General features: G+C 40.8%; 15 protein-coding genes. 6 read left to right on the top strand and 9 right to left on the bottom strand.

Annotated elements, in window-relative coordinates; translation table 11 throughout:
- Positions 1-206: 206 nt before the first annotated feature.
- Positions 207-1,553 (bottom strand): dicarboxylate/amino acid:cation symporter, encoded by a 1,347-nt coding sequence (locus E0H81_RS00005; protein ID WP_131315510.1) that lies wholly within the window; start codon positions 1,551-1,553, stop codon positions 207-209.
- A 425-nt stretch (positions 1,554-1,978) separates the two neighbouring features.
- Here E0H81_RS00005 and E0H81_RS00010 point away from each other — a divergent pair, with 425 nt between their 5' ends.
- Positions 1,979-2,980 carry a glycosyl transferase family protein gene (locus E0H81_RS00010; protein ID WP_131315512.1) on the top strand — a complete coding sequence of 334 codons (1,002 nt, stop codon included), beginning with the start codon at positions 1,979-1,981 and terminating at the stop codon, positions 2,978-2,980.
- 243 nt (positions 2,981-3,223) lie between these two features.
- Here the strand turns inward: E0H81_RS00010 and E0H81_RS00015 are convergent, their stop codons facing one another.
- Both E0H81_RS00015 and E0H81_RS00020 read right to left on the bottom strand, forming a co-directional pair.
- Positions 3,224-3,490: a YeaC family protein gene (locus E0H81_RS00015; RefSeq protein ID WP_131315514.1), complete on the bottom strand. Its 267-nt coding sequence runs from the start codon at positions 3,488-3,490 to the stop codon at positions 3,224-3,226.
- 3 nt (positions 3,491-3,493) lie between these two features.
- A complete protein-coding gene (locus tag E0H81_RS00020) occupies positions 3,494-4,408 on the bottom strand; it encodes an NAD(+) kinase (protein WP_205677714.1) in 915 nt (304 codons plus the stop codon).
- A 442-nt stretch (positions 4,409-4,850) separates the two neighbouring features.
- Between E0H81_RS00020 and mrcB the strand changes: the two genes are divergently transcribed.
- Together mrcB and E0H81_RS00030 are read left to right on the top strand one after the other, a co-directional pair.
- On the top strand, positions 4,851-7,247 hold the full coding sequence (gene mrcB, locus E0H81_RS00025) for a penicillin-binding protein 1B (protein WP_131315516.1): 2,397 nt from the start codon (positions 4,851-4,853) through the stop codon (positions 7,245-7,247).
- Between the two features lie 33 nt (positions 7,248-7,280).
- On the top strand, positions 7,281-7,829 hold the full coding sequence (locus tag E0H81_RS00030; protein ID WP_131315518.1) for a tetratricopeptide repeat protein: 549 nt from the start codon (positions 7,281-7,283) through the stop codon (positions 7,827-7,829).
- Positions 7,830-7,894: 65 nt separating this feature from the next.
- Here E0H81_RS00030 and E0H81_RS00035 read toward each other — a convergent pair whose 3' ends face one another.
- Complete coding sequence (locus tag E0H81_RS00035) at positions 7,895-8,794, bottom strand: NUDIX domain-containing protein (protein WP_131315521.1); 900 nt, start codon at positions 8,792-8,794, stop codon at positions 7,895-7,897.
- Between the two features lie 155 nt (positions 8,795-8,949).
- Here E0H81_RS00035 and hemP point away from each other — a divergent pair, with 155 nt between their 5' ends.
- Positions 8,950-9,120 carry a hemin uptake protein HemP gene (hemP, locus tag E0H81_RS00040; protein WP_131315523.1) on the top strand — a complete coding sequence of 57 codons (171 nt, stop codon included), beginning with the start codon at positions 8,950-8,952 and terminating at the stop codon, positions 9,118-9,120.
- An 84-nt stretch (positions 9,121-9,204) separates the two neighbouring features.
- Here hemP and E0H81_RS00045 read toward each other — a convergent pair whose 3' ends face one another.
- The 4 genes from E0H81_RS00045 to tfpB form a co-directional block, all read right to left on the bottom strand.
- Positions 9,205-10,548 (bottom strand): sensor histidine kinase, encoded by a 1,344-nt coding sequence (locus tag E0H81_RS00045; protein WP_131315525.1) that lies wholly within the window; start codon positions 10,546-10,548, stop codon positions 9,205-9,207.
- A gap of 1 nt (position 10,549) precedes the next feature.
- Positions 10,550-11,209 carry a response regulator transcription factor gene (locus E0H81_RS00050; protein ID WP_131315527.1) on the bottom strand — a complete coding sequence of 220 codons (660 nt, stop codon included), beginning with the start codon at positions 11,207-11,209 and terminating at the stop codon, positions 10,550-10,552.
- 177 nt (positions 11,210-11,386) lie between these two features.
- On the bottom strand, positions 11,387-11,749 hold the full coding sequence (locus E0H81_RS00055) for a NirD/YgiW/YdeI family stress tolerance protein (RefSeq protein ID WP_131315530.1): 363 nt from the start codon (positions 11,747-11,749) through the stop codon (positions 11,387-11,389).
- A 96-nt stretch (positions 11,750-11,845) separates the two neighbouring features.
- Positions 11,846-13,603, bottom strand: coding sequence for a type IV pilus assembly ATPase TfpB (gene tfpB, locus E0H81_RS00060; RefSeq protein ID WP_131315532.1), 1,758 nt, complete (start codon positions 13,601-13,603; stop codon positions 11,846-11,848).
- A gap of 302 nt (positions 13,604-13,905) precedes the next feature.
- Here tfpB and E0H81_RS00065 point away from each other — a divergent pair, with 302 nt between their 5' ends.
- Complete coding sequence (locus E0H81_RS00065) at positions 13,906-15,105, top strand: MgtC/SapB family protein (RefSeq protein WP_171458550.1); 1,200 nt, start codon at positions 13,906-13,908, stop codon at positions 15,103-15,105.
- 96 nt (positions 15,106-15,201) lie between these two features.
- Positions 15,202-16,233: a hypothetical protein gene (locus E0H81_RS00070; RefSeq protein ID WP_131315536.1), complete on the top strand. Its 1,032-nt coding sequence runs from the start codon at positions 15,202-15,204 to the stop codon at positions 16,231-16,233.
- A 240-nt stretch (positions 16,234-16,473) separates the two neighbouring features.
- Here the strand turns inward: E0H81_RS00070 and tsaA are convergent, their stop codons facing one another.
- Entirely contained in the window at positions 16,474-17,184 is a 711-nt protein-coding gene (gene tsaA, locus E0H81_RS00075; RefSeq protein WP_131315538.1) for a tRNA (N6-threonylcarbamoyladenosine(37)-N6)-methyltransferase TrmO, read from the bottom strand.
- Positions 17,185-17,286 lie beyond the last annotated feature (102 nt).

The following is a 17,286-nucleotide window of genomic DNA, read 5'->3' on the forward strand; positions in this document are numbered from 1 at the left end:
TACTTTAGCAAGTTGCTCAAAATCCTGTCGCACGACGGGTTTAATAAGCTGATGAAATACGGTATTCTGATGTGACAAAACCTGAATCCTGGTCGTTAAAGTGTTTGTTTGCACTCATATTTTAACGATTTGGACTCAGGTTTTTTATTTAAATCAAACTATGGGACAGCAGTGAGCCGAAGCTTCCTTTTTCTTAATCCAATCTTTTAGCTATGTGGTTTCTCTGCTTCTTCAAGCATCTTGGCATCCACATATTCAGGGTTATTTAACGCATGATGAAGCTGTTCAGTGTCCAATTGACCAACCCATTTTGCAACGACAATAGTCGCCAATGAGTTACCGACCAAGTTAGTCAATGCACGTGCTTCAGACATGAAACGGTCAATACCCAGAATCAAGGCCAAACCTGCCACTGGAATGTGCCCCACTGCTGACAAGGTCGCAGCCATCACAATGAAACCGGAACCGGTTACACCCGCTGCACCTTTAGAAGAAATCAATAACACCACAAGTAATGTAATTTGATGTTCAATATCCAACTGTGTATTGGTGGCTTGCGCAATAAAGATTGCCGCCATAGTCAAGTAAATAGAGGTACCATCCAGGTTAAATGAATAACCTGTAGGAATTACCAGACCCACCACTGACTTTTCACAACCTGCAATTTCAAGTTTCTTCAACATACGAGGCAATACAGACTCGGAAGAAGATGTACCTAAAACAATCAATAATTCTTCACGAATCATACGAATCATTTTCAAGATACTGAAACCACAAACACGGCTGATTGTACCTAATACGATGAAAATGAACAGTAAACAGGTCACATAGAAGCACAAGATCAATTGACCCAACTGCGCCAAACTGCTAATACCATATTTACCAATGGTAAATGCCATCGCACCAAACGCACCGATCGGCGCTAACTTCATAATCATGTTTACGATATTGAAGAAAACGTGAGAGATTTGATCGATAAATTTGAGTACTGGTTTACCCGCACCACCCAGTTTATGCAGCGCAAAACCGAACATAATCGCAAATAACAATACTTGAAGAATTTCACCTTCAGCAAATGCACCTACAACCGTATTCGGGATGATATTCATAAAGAAATCAAGCGTCGATTGTGAAGCACCTGATTCTACATATTTAGAAATACCTGAGGTATCCAAAGATGCAGCATCGATATTCATGCCTACGCCCGGTTTTGCAACATTAATGACAAGCAAACCGATCAGCAAGGCAATCGTTGATACGATTTCAAAGTAAAGTAAAGCAATACCACCAGTTTTACCCACTGATTTCATGCTTTCCATACCAGCAATACCACTGACGACTGTACAGAAGATTACTGGCGCGATGATCATTTTAATCAAACGAATAAAAGCATCACCTAAAGGTTTAAGTTGTTCACCTAAGCCCGGAACATACTGTTCTGCACCATTGATTATTTGCGTTCCACTTGGTGAAAAATGACCAACAAGGATACCCGCAATAATGGCAACAATCACTTGAAAATAAAGTGACTTATAAATTGGTTTTTTAGCCATGACATTACTTCACGATATATTTCTAAATAAGAAATATTCAGTTTTTGTCTATTTTCATCAAATAAACAGCCCAAAACCCTTTTGCCAGGCAAAAGAGCGCCAAAGCATTGAATTCATTCAATACTGAACAATAAATACGTATTATAAGGGTGATTAAAAAATCACGATATTCTGAACTTTTCCAAATTCAAAACCGCTAGATCAGGAGATTGGAATGCAACAAAAGTCTAATATGATTAAATTTTACCTAATTTTTTAATGCTTGTTCTCGCTTATTTGTTAATTAGACTAAATAATCATCAATTCCTTATTAGACATTGGTCTAAACTCAACCACTGAAGTTTTGTTGGAATTAGGCTGCAATATTCCTGTCAACTTTATAAAATAGCTGCATACTTATTTTACTTGCCCATAAAGTTAGACTTATGCAAACCAAAAGAAATATCTATAAAGATTTTGAACATCCTTTTGCACAATATGTACGCATTGTGGGTAAAGGGAAAAATGGTGCGCGTTCACTCAGTTATGAGGAGGCCTATCAAGCCTTTAGCATGATCTTAAAAGATGAAGTGCTAGATGTTCAGCTTGGTGCTTTCTTAATGCTGTTACGTGTTAAAGAAGAATCTGTAGATGAGCTGGCGGGTTTTGTGCAAGCCACACGGGATCAACTCAATTTTAAAAACCTGGACGTCGATTTGGATTGGTCGTCCTATGCAGGCAAGCGTAAGCATTATCCATGGTTTTTATTGGCTGCCCTGACTTTGGCACAACATGGTTATAAAGTGATGATGCATGGCGCATCGGGTCATACCGTTAACCGTCTTTATACTGAACAGGTATTGGAATATCTGGGTTATGCCATTTGCCAGAATGACACAGATGTGGAACAACAATTACAGCAACGCAATTTTGCCTATATTCCTTTAGAAGCGATTTCACCCATCTTAAGTGACTTGATTGCCTTACGTAATGTGATGGGCTTGCGTTCACCGATTCACACCCTTGCCCGTTTAATCAATCCATTCAATGCCAAAGCAACGGTACAGGCGATCTTCCATCCTGCTTATCGAGGTTCGCACCAACAGGCGGCTTTTAAATTAGGCTATAAAAATAGTGCCGTCATTAAAGGTGAAGGTGGTGAATTTGAACGCAATCCGGATGCGAAAACTTTAATTTGCGGTATTAAAAATGGCGAACTATATGAGCACGAATTACCGAAGCTGACCGAAAACCGTAGCCCGATTGAAGAAGAACTGGATTTGGCAGTTTTTAAAGCAGTTTGGGAAGGTCAGCAAAATCATGAATATGGTGAGATTGCAGTCACTGAAACCATGGGGATTGCTTTATATACGATGCATGCTTGTGATTCTTATGATGAAGCGATGTTAAAAGCCAAAGAGCTTTGGCAAAACCGAAAAGTTGTTTAATAGCTTAAAGGGTCAGGCTCTGCGGAGTCTTACTGTTTATTAGCAAATAACGGGAGCTCGTTGTGTTACTTTTTAAAAAGTAACCAAAACTTTTTCCATTCGCAAAACTCGGCAAATACCACCGAGTGTCATCTCTCGCAAAAACAGGACTATATGAATATAGTCCTGCCTCGAACAATTGCGAATGGCTTTTACGTGTAGCTAAACTTCAATTTAAAGTTTAGCTACTCAAACAACTCATCATTAAACAAAACGAATCGGTTTGAATTCAGGTTCTTCAACATGCGAATCGCAATGTTCATCTTCTTCTTTGGTGCCTCGGTCAATATAACCGCTGCGCTCGGCTTCAGGTAAATGTTTCATTTCCCAGGCATATACCGCTTGCATACAGGTCTGACGCTGTTCACGCGTTAATGCAACACCGTTCGGCCATTTACCAATTTCTACTGCTGTTTTTAAACGCGAAACAATTTCAGGATCGAGCACGGTCAGCATTTGTTCAATATTCATCATTTAATCCTGCTGTTGTAAAGAGTCAAAATCTTGATTCCAACCAAGTTTGGTCCGACACGCCATATAGAAGTCATAACCGGGTGGATGAAGTAAATTCAATTTAAATGGATGTTTACGGATATGCAAACTGTCCCCAACATTGAGTGAAACGCTATGTTGACCATCGGCACTGACCATCGGTAACACGCGATTTTCACGAATGATAATCTTGATTTCACTATGCCCGCCGACCACAATAGGACGTGAAGACAAGGTATGCGGATGCATCGGCACTAAAGAAATAGCATCCATACCGGGATGGACAATCGGTCCACCACCGGATAAGGCATATGCCGTAGAACCGGTAGGTGTAGAAACAATGAGGCCATCACTATGCTGGCGATAGACATACTGGCCATCAATATTCAGTTCGAAATCAATCATATGAACCGATCGACCCGAATGTAAAACCACATCATTCAGCGCAATGGCATCATAAATACTTTCGCCTTTGGAACGAATTTCCATTTCCAGCAAGAAACGGCGATCCAACTGGTACTCGCCTTTAAGCACCTGGTCAAGCTTAAATATAACTTCGGTCGGCTTAATATCGGTTAAAAAGCCCAAACGACCACGGTTTACGCCAATAACAGGCGTATTATGTTTTACCAAGGCACGTGCAGCATGTAATAAAGAGCCATCGCCACCCACCACAATGACCAAATCAACCACTTCACCGAGTAAAGCACGACTGACGGTTTGTGTATTGGGATAAGGAACCAGCGCTGCTGTTTGAGAATCAAAAACAGGATGAAGCCCTAAACTTAAAAGATGGTCATGAATGAGACTTAAAGTTTCAACGACGGAGGATTTATCTGGACGTCCTACTAATCCAATGTTCCGAAAAGTCTTATGTGAAATTTGCACCTGAGTCATCGCTCCGCTACGATTCCTGCCTATAATAGCATTAACCCTATTCATTTTAAAAAACTTTAAAGTTCTATATGGCACTCTATATAGATTAATCGACTAGTTAATATAAAATGATTTATCACACTTATCACGAACTACAACAAACATTCTTGCAAGTTTGAGCAATATTGATTTGTTATGATAAAGATCACATTTTCCAAGCAGCATCTTGATATCTATAGCACTGCGGAATGATTCAATTCTGGAAAGGTGTTTTAAAATTGACCCAATATCTGCAAATAAAGCCCAAGCTGTAGAAATAACATCTTTTATAAAATCAATAACTCATTACAGCTTTAGCGGGTTTTTTATCACCCTATTTTATCTTCATTCACAGATTAATTATTGCAAAAAAACGAAAAGCTTCGCATGATTAGCACAATTTATCAGGATCTTATATTAATTGATGAAGTCTGAACGTGGGATTGGTTTACTAGCGCTTATTTTTTCAATATTAGTTATTGGTGCTTTCTTGGCTTTTAGCATCTATTTAATACGAATGGATAATATTGTGCGGGATAAGTTTGAAGGACAGCGCTGGGATATTCCGGCAAAAGTATTTGCCCGTCCTTTGGAAATCTATACCAATGCCCCGGTCAATCAAACAGACTTTACACAAGAGCTGAAATTACTCGGCTATAAAAATTCTGATAGCTACACCAAATCAGGGAGTTACGTTAGCTCAGGTGATGCACTCTATGTGCATACCCGTGGTTTCGACTTTGGCGATAGCGCAGAACCTGAACAGGTTTTAAAAGTCACGTTTAACAATAATCAGGTGGGTGAAGTCAGTGCGACCAAACCGTCCTCTACCGGGATTGCTCGTTTAGAGCCTTTATTGATTGGTGGTATTTACCCGCAGCACAATGAAGACCGTGTCCTGATTAAACTGGATAAAGTCCCTAAACCTTTAATTGAAGCACTCATTGCGACAGAAGACCGTAACTTCTATCATCATCATGGGGTTTCAGTTCGCGGCACAGCACGTGCATTAGTCAGTAATGTCACGGGTGGCAAGCGTCAAGGGGGTTCAACCCTGACCCAGCAATTGGTGAAAAACTTCTATTTAAGCCCAGAAAAAACCTTAAAACGTAAGGTCAATGAAGCCTTGATGGCGCTGTTAATTGAGCTGCATTATGATAAAGATGAAATTTTGGAAGCTTATTTAAATGAAGTGAACCTGGGTCAAAATGGCAGTTATTCAATTAATGGTTACGGTCTCGCTTCACAGTTTTACTTTGGTTTACCGCTCAGAGAATTGAATACAGCTCAACAAGCGTATCTGGTCGGTTTAGTTCAAGGACCAACGCTGTTCAATCCCTGGAGAAATCCCGAAGGTGCAAAAAGACGTCGTGACATTGTCCTGAACAATATGCTGGTGATGGGTTATCTGACTCAGGAACAGTTTGAGCAAGAAGTGGCACGACCACTCAATGTCATTGCAAAACCGACTTTGGGTCCTGCCCGCTTCCCTGATTTCCTAGACATTGTCCGTCGACAATTGCGGACTGAATATCAAGAAGGTGATTTGACCAATCAAGGTTTAAGAATTTTCACTACCCTTGATCCGATTGCGCAAACCAAAGTTCAAGAGGCATTTAAGGCATCTGTTTCCGGCTTAGCCAATGCCAATCCTAAACGTTTAAAAGACTTGCAAGGTGCAGTTTTAATTTCTCATCCTGAAAATGGCGAACTGGTTGCAGCGGTGGGTTCTACACAAGACTTTACCGGCTTTAACCGTGCTTTAGATGCGAAACGTCAAGTGGGCTCTTTACTCAAACCGGTTATCTATTTAAGTGCCATTGAATCAGGGCGTTACAACTGGGCAAGCCCCATTGAAGACAGCGCCCTCAATATTGCCAGTGAAGGAAAAACCTGGACACCTAAAAACTATAGTGGCGGTGATCATGGTGTCATTCCAATGGCCGAAGCTTTGGCAAATTCCTACAACCTTTCAGCAGTCCGTTTAGGTCAGGAATTTGGGATTTCAACTTTTAGCAATCATCTGAAAAAATTTGGCGTGACCTCCAACATTCCCACTTATCCATCTATCTTCCTCGGTGCAATTGATATGTCGCCTATGGAAGTGATGAGCATTTATAGCAACTTTGCAACGGGCGGATTTAAATATCCAATCAAATCTATCCGTTCTGTGGTGGATGCAAACGGACGTTTACTGGATCGTTATGGTCTGACCGTTCAAAAAACCATTGATCCTTCTGCCGCTTATATTCTGAATTATGGCTTACAGCAAGTGATGAGTTCCGGTACAGGCCGTTCGGCTTATAGCGCCTTACCCAGCGATTTAAATCTGGCGGGGAAATCTGGTACCACCAATGATACGCGTGACTCATGGTTTGCAGGCTATTCGGGTAATTATTTAAGTGTGGTGTGGTTGGGTCTGGATGACAATAAAGTCACTGGCTTAACCGGTTCTTCAGGTGCCCTGCCTGTTTGGACCAATGTCATGAAGCAACTGCGCCAAAAACCTGTGAACTTACGCCAAACTGAAAATGTGCAATGGCACTGGATTGACCGCGCGAGTGGCTATTTATCTGCACAAGGTTGTGAAGGCGCCATGTACATTCCGATCCTGCGCAGTAATGTGCCACGTCAGGCAACCGCATGTGGTTTACCGCATTATCAAGTCGAGCCAGTTTACAATTCTGACACTGAAAGCAATCAAGCCGCACCTGTAGAAAACGATAATATCGAAAACTATATTCGTGAAAGTGAAACTGAAATGCAACGTGACTTATCTAATAATAGTCAGATCATTTCAAGCGGTAGCTATAATAATTAAGGGTGACAATTCATAATGAAGGTTCGATTCAATATGTATAAGCAGGTGCTGATCGGTTTAGGCCTAATCGCTTTGGTCGGCTGTCAAAGCCTGCCAGCTCCTGAAACCAAGCAACCGGCAAAACCTGCACCTTCTGAAAAAAAGGAAATTAAAACGCCTTCTGGTGTGGTCATTACCCCTTATGAACGCGAAGAAATTCAACGTAAAAAAATGCAGGTGGTTGTTCCTGAGCAAAAAAGAACGCAGCAATTTGATGATGGCCGCAAACTTCCCGCATTTAAAAAATTGATGCAACAAACCCAACTGGCCTATAAACAGGGGCAATGGAATCAGGCTGAAGCTTCTGCACTTCAGGCCCAACGCTTGGCACCACAATCTGCCGAGACTTTTTTGTATTTGGCTTTGGTGGCCAATAAAAAAAATAAGCCTGCAAATGCCGAAGCTTTAGCACAACGTGGACTGAGTTATGCGCAAAGCAATGCCATGAAAAAGCAGCTTTGGCTGGTCATTTTAAAAGCTGCACAACAGCAAAAAGATCAAAAAACCATTCAGCAAGCGCAAAAAGCACTGAAAGTCTTATAAAATTCTGGATGTATTAAGATAAAAAATTCAGAGCTTAATACATCCTTTTCTGGTTATATAAATTGTTATAAAAACCGAATCCCTGCAATTCCATAAGCACCCTGCTGCTGAGCTGTCAGCAAATCACCGGCTTGCATGCCACCTAAAGCAAAAACAGGAATGTCGACTTGTACAGCTAAATTTTTAAACTGTTCCCATCCCAATACCCCAACTTCTGGATGCGTTTCTGTAGCCAACACAGGACTCAACAGAATGGCATCACACCCCATTTTCTCTGCCTGCTTCATTGAAACTAAATCATGACAGGCGGCAATGTAGCGTTTGCCCGTGATTAAATCGCCTTGCATTAAAGCCATGACTTGCGACTGCTTTAAGTGAATGGCAGAAATGGCCTGTTGCTGAATTGAATTTAACTGCTGGTAAAGCTCGATATTCACAATCAGCTTGGATAATTGCTCAACACTTAGGCCTGAAATTTCAATAATCTGGGCTTGAGTCCCCTCAACACGCCAATACATCAACTGATCCAGTTTTAATGCGTCTAATGCACTTAACCGATCTGAAATTTTAATCTGATGTGCCCAGTGCAGGCGCTTGATCATAGCCTGATTGGCTTTGGGAAAATTCAGACTGAGCAATTCATCACGGCTATACCATTTCCACGGCTGCTGGATTTCATTCAGTAAAGCGTTCGGTACGATGGCATGAAATAAATGCAAATTAACGATCACATCCTCATATTCATGGCGAATCACATCAAAAGCATGCCAGTCCTGCAAACCAATCCCCACTTCTTCATAAATTTCACGGCGACAGGCGGCTAAAGGGCTTTCGCCTTCTTCAACTTTGCCCCCGGGAAATTCATGTTTATTTCCCTGATGCTGTTTTGCTTCACGCCATCCTACCAGTACCTTGTCCTGATGCAACAAGATTGCAATTGCAACGTGAATCGTGGGTTTCGACATGCCGTACTCCTTTGCGTGAAAATATTTTTGCGTGTAAATATTACAGAGTGTAAGCAAATTTAAGTTTTTTATGAAATCTTAAATAATTCATTGACAGGTCTATTCGATAATGATTATCATTTAAAACATTCACTATATACCACGGAACCGAAGGAATGAACGCACCATTTAGCCTATTTACACGTAATAATGATGTCACACACTCACTACCGATGTTGCACTCGAACAACCTGTTTTCCCTTGGCCGAGAAATTCGAATCATGCATGCCGGCGAAGAATATCGTTTACGTTTAACCCGTAACAATCGACTGATTCTGACCAAATAAAACTGATTCAAACCCAATAAAATAGTCACAAGCCAATAATAATATTCGTGGAAACAGGCAGTATGTGCGCAAACATGCTGCTTTTTAGCGACGCAGATGGAGTGGAAATTGTAGCTCGACTTTTAATCCGCCATGACTGGATTGAGAAAAATGAATTTCCCCTGCATGCAATTCAATGATTTTTTGACAAATCGAAAGCCCCAAACCTGAACCCTGAGTTTTGGTTCCCAAAGCGCGGTAAAAGCGCTCACCCAATCGTTGTAGCACTTCATCTGTCACGCCTTGTCCATCATCTTCAATGCTGATAATGATGTGTTGCTGCTTTTGTTGTCCATCAATAAATACATGCCCACCCTGCTCTGCATAGCGAATGGTATTGTCCACCAGATTGCGTAAACAACTGAAAATCAGTTTTTCATTAGCCATAATATAAAGATCAGGTGAAAGCTGGGTCTGGATCTGAATATTTTTCTCAAGCGCAAAGGGTTGCAAGGCTTGAATGACCTCCTTCACCACAAGCTGCACATCTATTTCAGTTTTAGGCAATTGACTGGTATTGGTCGGATCGAGTCGTGCAAGTAAAAGCAGGTTTTCTAAAACTTGTGTCCCCCGGCTGACATCATTTTGAATACTGACCAAGTCCTGCGCTAAATCTGGATATTTACGTTTCAGTACCTGTAAACGCATTTGAATGGCAGATAACGGTGAACGTAATTCATGAGAAGCATCGGCGGTAAAGCGCTGCTCTGCCACTAGAGATTGTTTGAGCCGTTGTAACAGTTGATTCAATTGCCACACCATGGGCTGTAATTCTTTTAATTCAGGCACTTGCTGCTGAATCGGAGCAAGATCATGAGCATTTTTTCCCGAAATTTCTTTGGACAATTGATGAATCACTTTGAATTGGCGTTTTACTGCAAAATGTAAAATCAGCCACTGAATGAACCAGAGCAAAACTAAAATCAGGCCATAACCCATGACATTTTGAGCCAGATCTTTAAAGCGCTCTCCAACTGATTGTAACACCAATACCGACATATTCAGTTCGCTATCTTCAGCCCTATACATGCGCCACAATTGCCGATCTTGCCAAATGAAATCATAACCTTCCGATGCATTATTTTTGAGCTTTGAAGATGGATTGCCGATTTGAAAATTCTTTGATTGCGTGAGCACCTGTTGCTGATCTTTAAGTTGATATTGAATATCAAACTCATCGCTGAGTTCATCCACCTGTCGTCCTGAACTGACGGTCACATCCGAAATCAGCAGCATGTCGGCAATTTCATCCATGAGCTGATCTTGCACTTGCATGGTCTGATACAGGGAAATCGCCATAAAAAGCAGCAATGCCACAACCCCAGCCAGCATTGAACTGAGTAATGATGTCTTGATCAGTTTACTTTGTAGGGACACGGCGTGTGACATATTAATCCTGACTCATGCGATAGCCCAAACCACGAATGGTTTTGATATATTGGCTGCCAATTTTTTTACGTAATTGATAGATAAACACTTCTATGGCATTGCTTTCTATTTCATCGCCCCACGCATAAAGTGATTCTTCCAGTTGCTCACGCGTCATGACATGTTCCGGCTTTTGCATCAGTTTATGCAAAATCTGAAATTCCTTGGCCGTTAAATTCACAGTCTGGCCATCTTGAATCAGGGTTTTGGCTTGCGGGTCTAACACCAGATTTGCATAACGCAGATCGTGCCCGGCACTGCTTTGATGCTGCCGCAGTTGAGAACGTACCCGCGCAGAAAGTTCTTCCAAGCTAAAAGGCTTCACCAGATAATCATTGGCGCCTAAATCCAGACCTTCAACACGGTCCTGAATACTGTCGCGCGCGGTAATAAAAATTACCGGTGTGGGTTGCTGCTGCATTCTTAAAGTTTTGAGAATCTCATCCCCCGTAGCTTTAGGCAGTCCGCGGTCAAGCAAGACACAATCATACTGATGTTGCTCAATCGCTAGAATGGCATGATCGCCACGCTGGACCCAGTCAATATTATAACCATCCATTTCTAGCCATGTTTTGATGCTTTCTGCTTGGGAGGCATCATCTTCTGCCAGTAAGATTCGCATGTATTGTTCTCATGTATAAGGCATTTTATCGTTTTAAGATAGCACGCTTTAAAAGGAGCTGGATTCAAAAAAACCACATGAATGACTCATGTGGTTTTGGGAGAAATAAAAGGAAATATAAAACTTCCGCCTTATCACTTTATTTCCATTGATCGGCTATGCAATGAATCGACCGAATTAGAATTTAACCGTATCGACATCAATTTCAACACGTTTTGCAGGTTTGTAATCTATGTCAACTTCACCGGTGATGGTCACAGGCGTTTTTGCATTCACCGGTTTACCCTGCCATAACTCGTCATCGATATCGACATTAATCGTGCCCGTGTTATCACGGAACTGATATTTTTCATCACCGACCGATTTCACCACATAACCCTTAAGCTGTACTTTAGTGTCATCTTTTAAGCCTAAAGCCTGTTTAACCGTAGTAGTGGCTGTAGGTGCAATCGCTGTTTGATTCACAGCAGTATTAGCCATGGCAAATGTTGTTGCACCGATTAAACCAGTAATTAAAGCTGCTTTTGAGATCATGTTCATTATGAAGCCCTCATCTTTTTGTTCATCATTTCGATGAAGCTATTAAAACAAATCAAGATGAGGTGAATCTTAAGATTGCTTCATTTTCAAAAATTCCTAATTTAAAGGAACCACCCGTAGGACTTCTTCCAAAGTGGTCAGTCCGTCCAGAACTTTACGCGCACCGGCAATACGCAGCGGTTCAACACCCTCTTTTTTGGATTGTTGACGCAATTCATTTAAATTGGCATTGGCACTAATCAGTTGTTTGGTCTCTAAACTTAAAGGCATAAATTCATAGATGCCGACACGTCCTTTATAGCCTGTATGTCGACATTCTTCACAACCGACTGCCTGAAACACAAAGTTTGGCATCTCAATTGTAAAGTCGTAGGTCAAATGCTTCCATTCTTGTTCGTTAATAAAAGTCTCTGTTTTACAGTGCGGGCAAAGTTTTCGTACCAGACGCTGTGCCAATACCCCTAAAATGGTCGCGGCCGTTAAAAATGGCTGCACGCCTAAATCGTGCAGACGGGTCAAACTCGATGGCGCATCATTGGTATGTAAAGTGGATAGCACCAAGTGACCGGTTAATGCAGCCTGAATTGCCATATTGGCAGTATCATGGTCACGAATCTCACCGACCATGATAATGTCAGGATCCTGACGCATTAAAGCGCGCACGCCATCGGCAAACCCTAAATCAATCCCGTTATTGACCTGCATCTGGTTAAAGCTCGGCTCAAGCATCTCGATGGGATCTTCAATGGTACAAACATTCACTTCTTCCGTCGCCAGCTGCTTCAGTGAAGAATAGAGTGTCGTGGTTTTCCCTGAACCTGTCGGTCCAGTCACCAAAATAATGCCATGACTATGTGCAGTTAAGGCTTGCCAGTCATTGAGTAAACCACCTTCAAAACCCAATTGCTGAAAACTGCGCACCAGCACTTCAGGGTCAAAAATACGCATCACCAGTTTTTCGCCAAAAGCGGTTGGCAAAGTCGATAAACGCAGCTCGGTTTCTTGTCCTTTGGGGGTACGGGTTTTTAACCGGCCATCTTGCGGTTTGCGTTTTTCCGCAACATTCATACGACCTAAAATTTTAATTCGCGAAATCACCGCGGTCAGTGTATTGGCCGGCATTTTATAAATAGTATGCAACACGCCATCAATTCGAAAACGTACCTTACCTGTGTCTTTACGCGGTTCGAGATGTATATCACTGGCCCCTTGCTCAAAAGCGAACTGCAACACCCAATCCACAAGTTTCACAATGTGCTGGTCATTGGCATCCGGGTTTTGCGTATCGCCCAATTGTAAAAGTGCTTCTACCCCTTTGTTATCACGATCATAAGCGCTGGATTTTTGTGATGAGTTCACCGCACGGCTGACCTGATAATATTCCACCAAATAGCGCTGTAATTGATCTGGGCTTAATAGCACACGCTGGATTTTTTTCGGTGCAATGGTATGTTCAAGATTGGCTAGCCATTCTGTTTTAAAAGGCTGATCCGTTGCAATCAGGACTTTATCTACCTGAATTTCAACCGCCAAAATCTTATTTCGAAACGCAAATTCTTGCGACATGATATGGGTTAAAGCACCGACATCCGCCTTCAAGGGATCAATAATATAAAACGGGATCTTGGCTTTTTCTGCAATCCACTGACATAAACGGTTTAAGGTCAATGTCGATTGCGGATGGGATAGATCGACCAGATTAAAATGTGCAATCCACTGCAATGGATGCCATTTCAGTTGCTCGCGTTGGCGGTGTGTGGTTTGTATCATCAGCTTGTTGCGCTCGGTAATACGCCCATCTTTTTGTAGTTGTTCCAGACACCAAGCCGTGTCCATTTCAAAATTAAAATTCATTGTTCTAAGCCCCAAAACCTAAGCACACTATAGCAAACTAAATTTCATCTGACTTCAATCAGCTTTAGAAAAAAGCATCGATGCCATTGACTAAAATGATAGCTTTCTCATCGGTCTTTCAAATGCAAGCTGTAACTTTTTTAAAAACGATTACGCTTTTACTTTCACCCATTTATAGCAAATAATGCTAAATGTACTGCTTAAATATGCAGCACTCTTTTCCCTACCCAAGCGATTGGATGAACCTTGTGAATAATCTACTGTATCTGCCGTTTCAAAATACACCATTTCATGAATTGCTGATGATGATGGCAGCAGCATTAGGCTGTGGTTTGCTGATTGGTTTGGAACGTGAACGGAGCAAGCAACGTGAAAATCAGCACAGCTTTGCCGGAGTTCGCTCATTTGTGATCTGTGCATTACTCGGTGCACTCTGCTTTATCTTTGGGCCGGTTTTTGGTGTGGTTGGTGCAATCAGTGTCGCTGCGATCAGTATTTTTTCACTTAAAAATCAGCTCAAAGATCCGGGTGTGACCACTGAGCTGGCCTTCGTGATGACCTATTTCATTGGCGCACTGTGTATCTGGAATGTGACACTGGCAGCCAGTTTATCTGTTGTACTGACTGTCATTTTAATGATGAAACATTCCATTCACGGTCTTGCCGGAAAATGGATTACCGAAGCTGAATTTAAAGATGGTTTATTTTTACTGGCATTGATTTTAGTCGGTCTACCGCTCACCCCCAACACACCTTTATGGGGTACAGTTCTCAACCCGCATATTATTTTAAAGCTGCTGACCCTGATTTTAGTGGTTCAAGCATTGGCACATATTGCTAAACGCTTACTTTCAACAAAAAAAGCCCTCATTCTTTCTTCCATTGCTTCGGGATTTGTCTCCAGTACCGCAATGATTGCGCATTTAGGCATGCAAGTGCGTAATGGAGAAGCTGATGCCCGATCAAATGCCGGTGCAGCGCTGATGTCCTGTATCTCAACTTTAGTTCTATTATTCATCGTGGTTGGAGGCGTTTCTTTGGCCTGGTTAAAGCTGCTGATACTTCCCTCGCTCATTGCCATGGCTATTCTAGCGCTTTGTGCTTACTGGCTATTACGTAAAGCAAAACCTGTCGAAGAAACAGAACCTGAAGATAGTCCGATGTTTAGCTTAAAAGAAGCCGCGATTATTGCCGGGTTGTTAACGGTCATTCAGGCCGGCGTATATGGCTTGGAGCTTTTACTCGGTGATTCGGGTTTAATTGCAGGCACACTGCTGGCTTCACTGTTTGAAATTCATGCCGCCATGGCAGCCGTGGTCGTTCAAGGTGAACCTGGCAATATAAGCTTGCTCTATGCCCTGATTTTAGGATTGGCTGCACACGCCATTTCAAAATCGATCAATGCAGCTATCAGCGGTGGATTTAAATTTGCACTTTATTTTGCACCTGCACAAATTCTGCATATGCTGGTTTTAATTGGCATACTTTGGTGGAGCCTTTAGATATTGTATTCATGTTTATGTATAATGCGCTTGGACAAATTTCAATCCTGTCTAATATCATTCTAAATAAATAATAATTTATAGAGCATTAATAAAATGAAAATTAAAATACTTTCTTTATGGGTTTTTTCTGCTTTTATATTAACCGCTTGTGGTGGGGGATCAGATTCATCGCCTTCATTTAATTCAAGTTCACCTGAATCAAGCAATAATACACCTCCAAATGGTAATGAACCAGCTGATCAGGTTTTAACACAAATTTATATTAGTGAAATGTCTGATGATACTACCCAGAAGATTTTAGGCTACGATATTGATACTATTACCATAAAAGATGGTCAGTACTATACTAGAAATGAGAATAATTTGGGTTATAACCAAGAAGCCGATATGAGTTTTCTTGTCACAGCAGATGGCGTGTATGAAGATGGTCCAAAACATCCTACTTATGGTGTAAATATTGGTTCAGTAACTGGCTCTCCAGCAAACTTCACCCTGAAGCCTTATTCGAAAATTGCTTCCAAAGGGTTAACCTTCAATCAATCTTATAAAACAATTGACCTCAGTAATAAGTCACTTAGTGAAGTAATTAATCCATATAATACATGGGTGATTAAAAATAATCTGACAAGCCAATTTCCAATCAGTGATACTTTATCACGTTTTTATAATGCCAATGCTGCAACTAAATTCCCAGCTGGTTCTCAATGTTTTCAGCTCACCAAATCTGAAAACAATCAGGAGCATATTGAACTTTATAACGACACCAAAAATCAAAAAAATGTAATGGATATATGGAATCAGGAAGCCAATAAAATTGCTGCAGATACACAAAAGAAAAATTTTAAAGATACAACTGCATTTATCACATCTCAGCATCCGCAATATGACACTTATGCCAAATTCCAAAGTGATTTTTATGCAGGAGATTATTATTCTAAAGGTATAGATTTCTTATTAAGTGAGGAAATTTCTAACATGAAAGAAGATATTAATCAAAATAGTGATCTTACAGCCGCAGAAAAAGCTAATGTATTAGAATATATTAACATTACCAATAATTTATGTACTGTATATAACAACACAGCAACCGAGACTATTCGTAATGCCATTAGTAATTTTAAATAGTTTTTTAATTATCTAAGCTCTAAAAAATACAGAAATTCAAAATTCCTGTATTTTTTATGAACCATCAATAAAAGACTTGGCTATTGATATAATTTATTGAAAATAAGTTCTTTATAATGTGATTAAGGTTTCTTTGAAATTTTAAATTATTAACTTAATCCATTGCTTCCTTTAGAAAGAAACACAATATTTAATAGCTCCTTCAAATCTATAAAGCATGGGTGATTTAAAGATATTAAGCTAAATTTGAATTGACTTAATTTTAATATATTCATCTACCATAAATTTAATTTCAAATTCCGCAAACTTCATTCCATAAACTCTCTCTGCATCCTTTTGATAGGCCGGTCTTGGGTCAAGCGATAAAACCTGTTCCAATTCATTCACAATTCGTCCATCTAATTTTTGACGTTTCATTAAATCTTGCTTTTGCTGCTCTGCACTTTCTGTCCAGATAACCCTCATTCGTTCAGGCTCATTCTGTGCATAACCACTTTCTGCATCCCGTACGGCATCTGAATATTGAATATAAGGCTTGATATCTATAATGGGTGTGCCATTCAACAAATCACTGCCTGTGACATAGACCCGAACTGATTTACCGACTTTTTTCACTTCTTTGAGCTGAACCACAGATAAACCCATCGGTGCAGGACGGTACATACTGCGCGTTGCGAACACGCCTATTTTCTGATTGCCGCCTAAACGCGGTGGACGGACTTGCGGGCGAAATTTTGGATTATCTTGTTGATTCTTATTGTCATGGAACTGCCAAATGAGCCACAAGTGGCTGAATTCATTGATCCCTTCAAATGCCAGTAAATCATTATACGGTTCCAGCATTTCAATATAGGATTCGACCTGAACCAAATTTGGTTGTCTGGGAATGCCAAATTTTTCACGGTAGGGAGAATTCATATACCCGATTATTGGCACTTTAAGCTCATTCATAATCACTTTTTCTGATAAGGTCAATTCAATATATTCAGTTTATCGAGAATGTTTTTAGATTAGAATAGTAAGCTGTTCTAATTTGATAATTTATTGAGACCT

It is taken from the genome of Acinetobacter terrestris (assembly GCF_004331155.1).
Classification (GTDB): Bacteria; Pseudomonadota; Gammaproteobacteria; order Pseudomonadales; family Moraxellaceae; genus Acinetobacter; species Acinetobacter terrestris.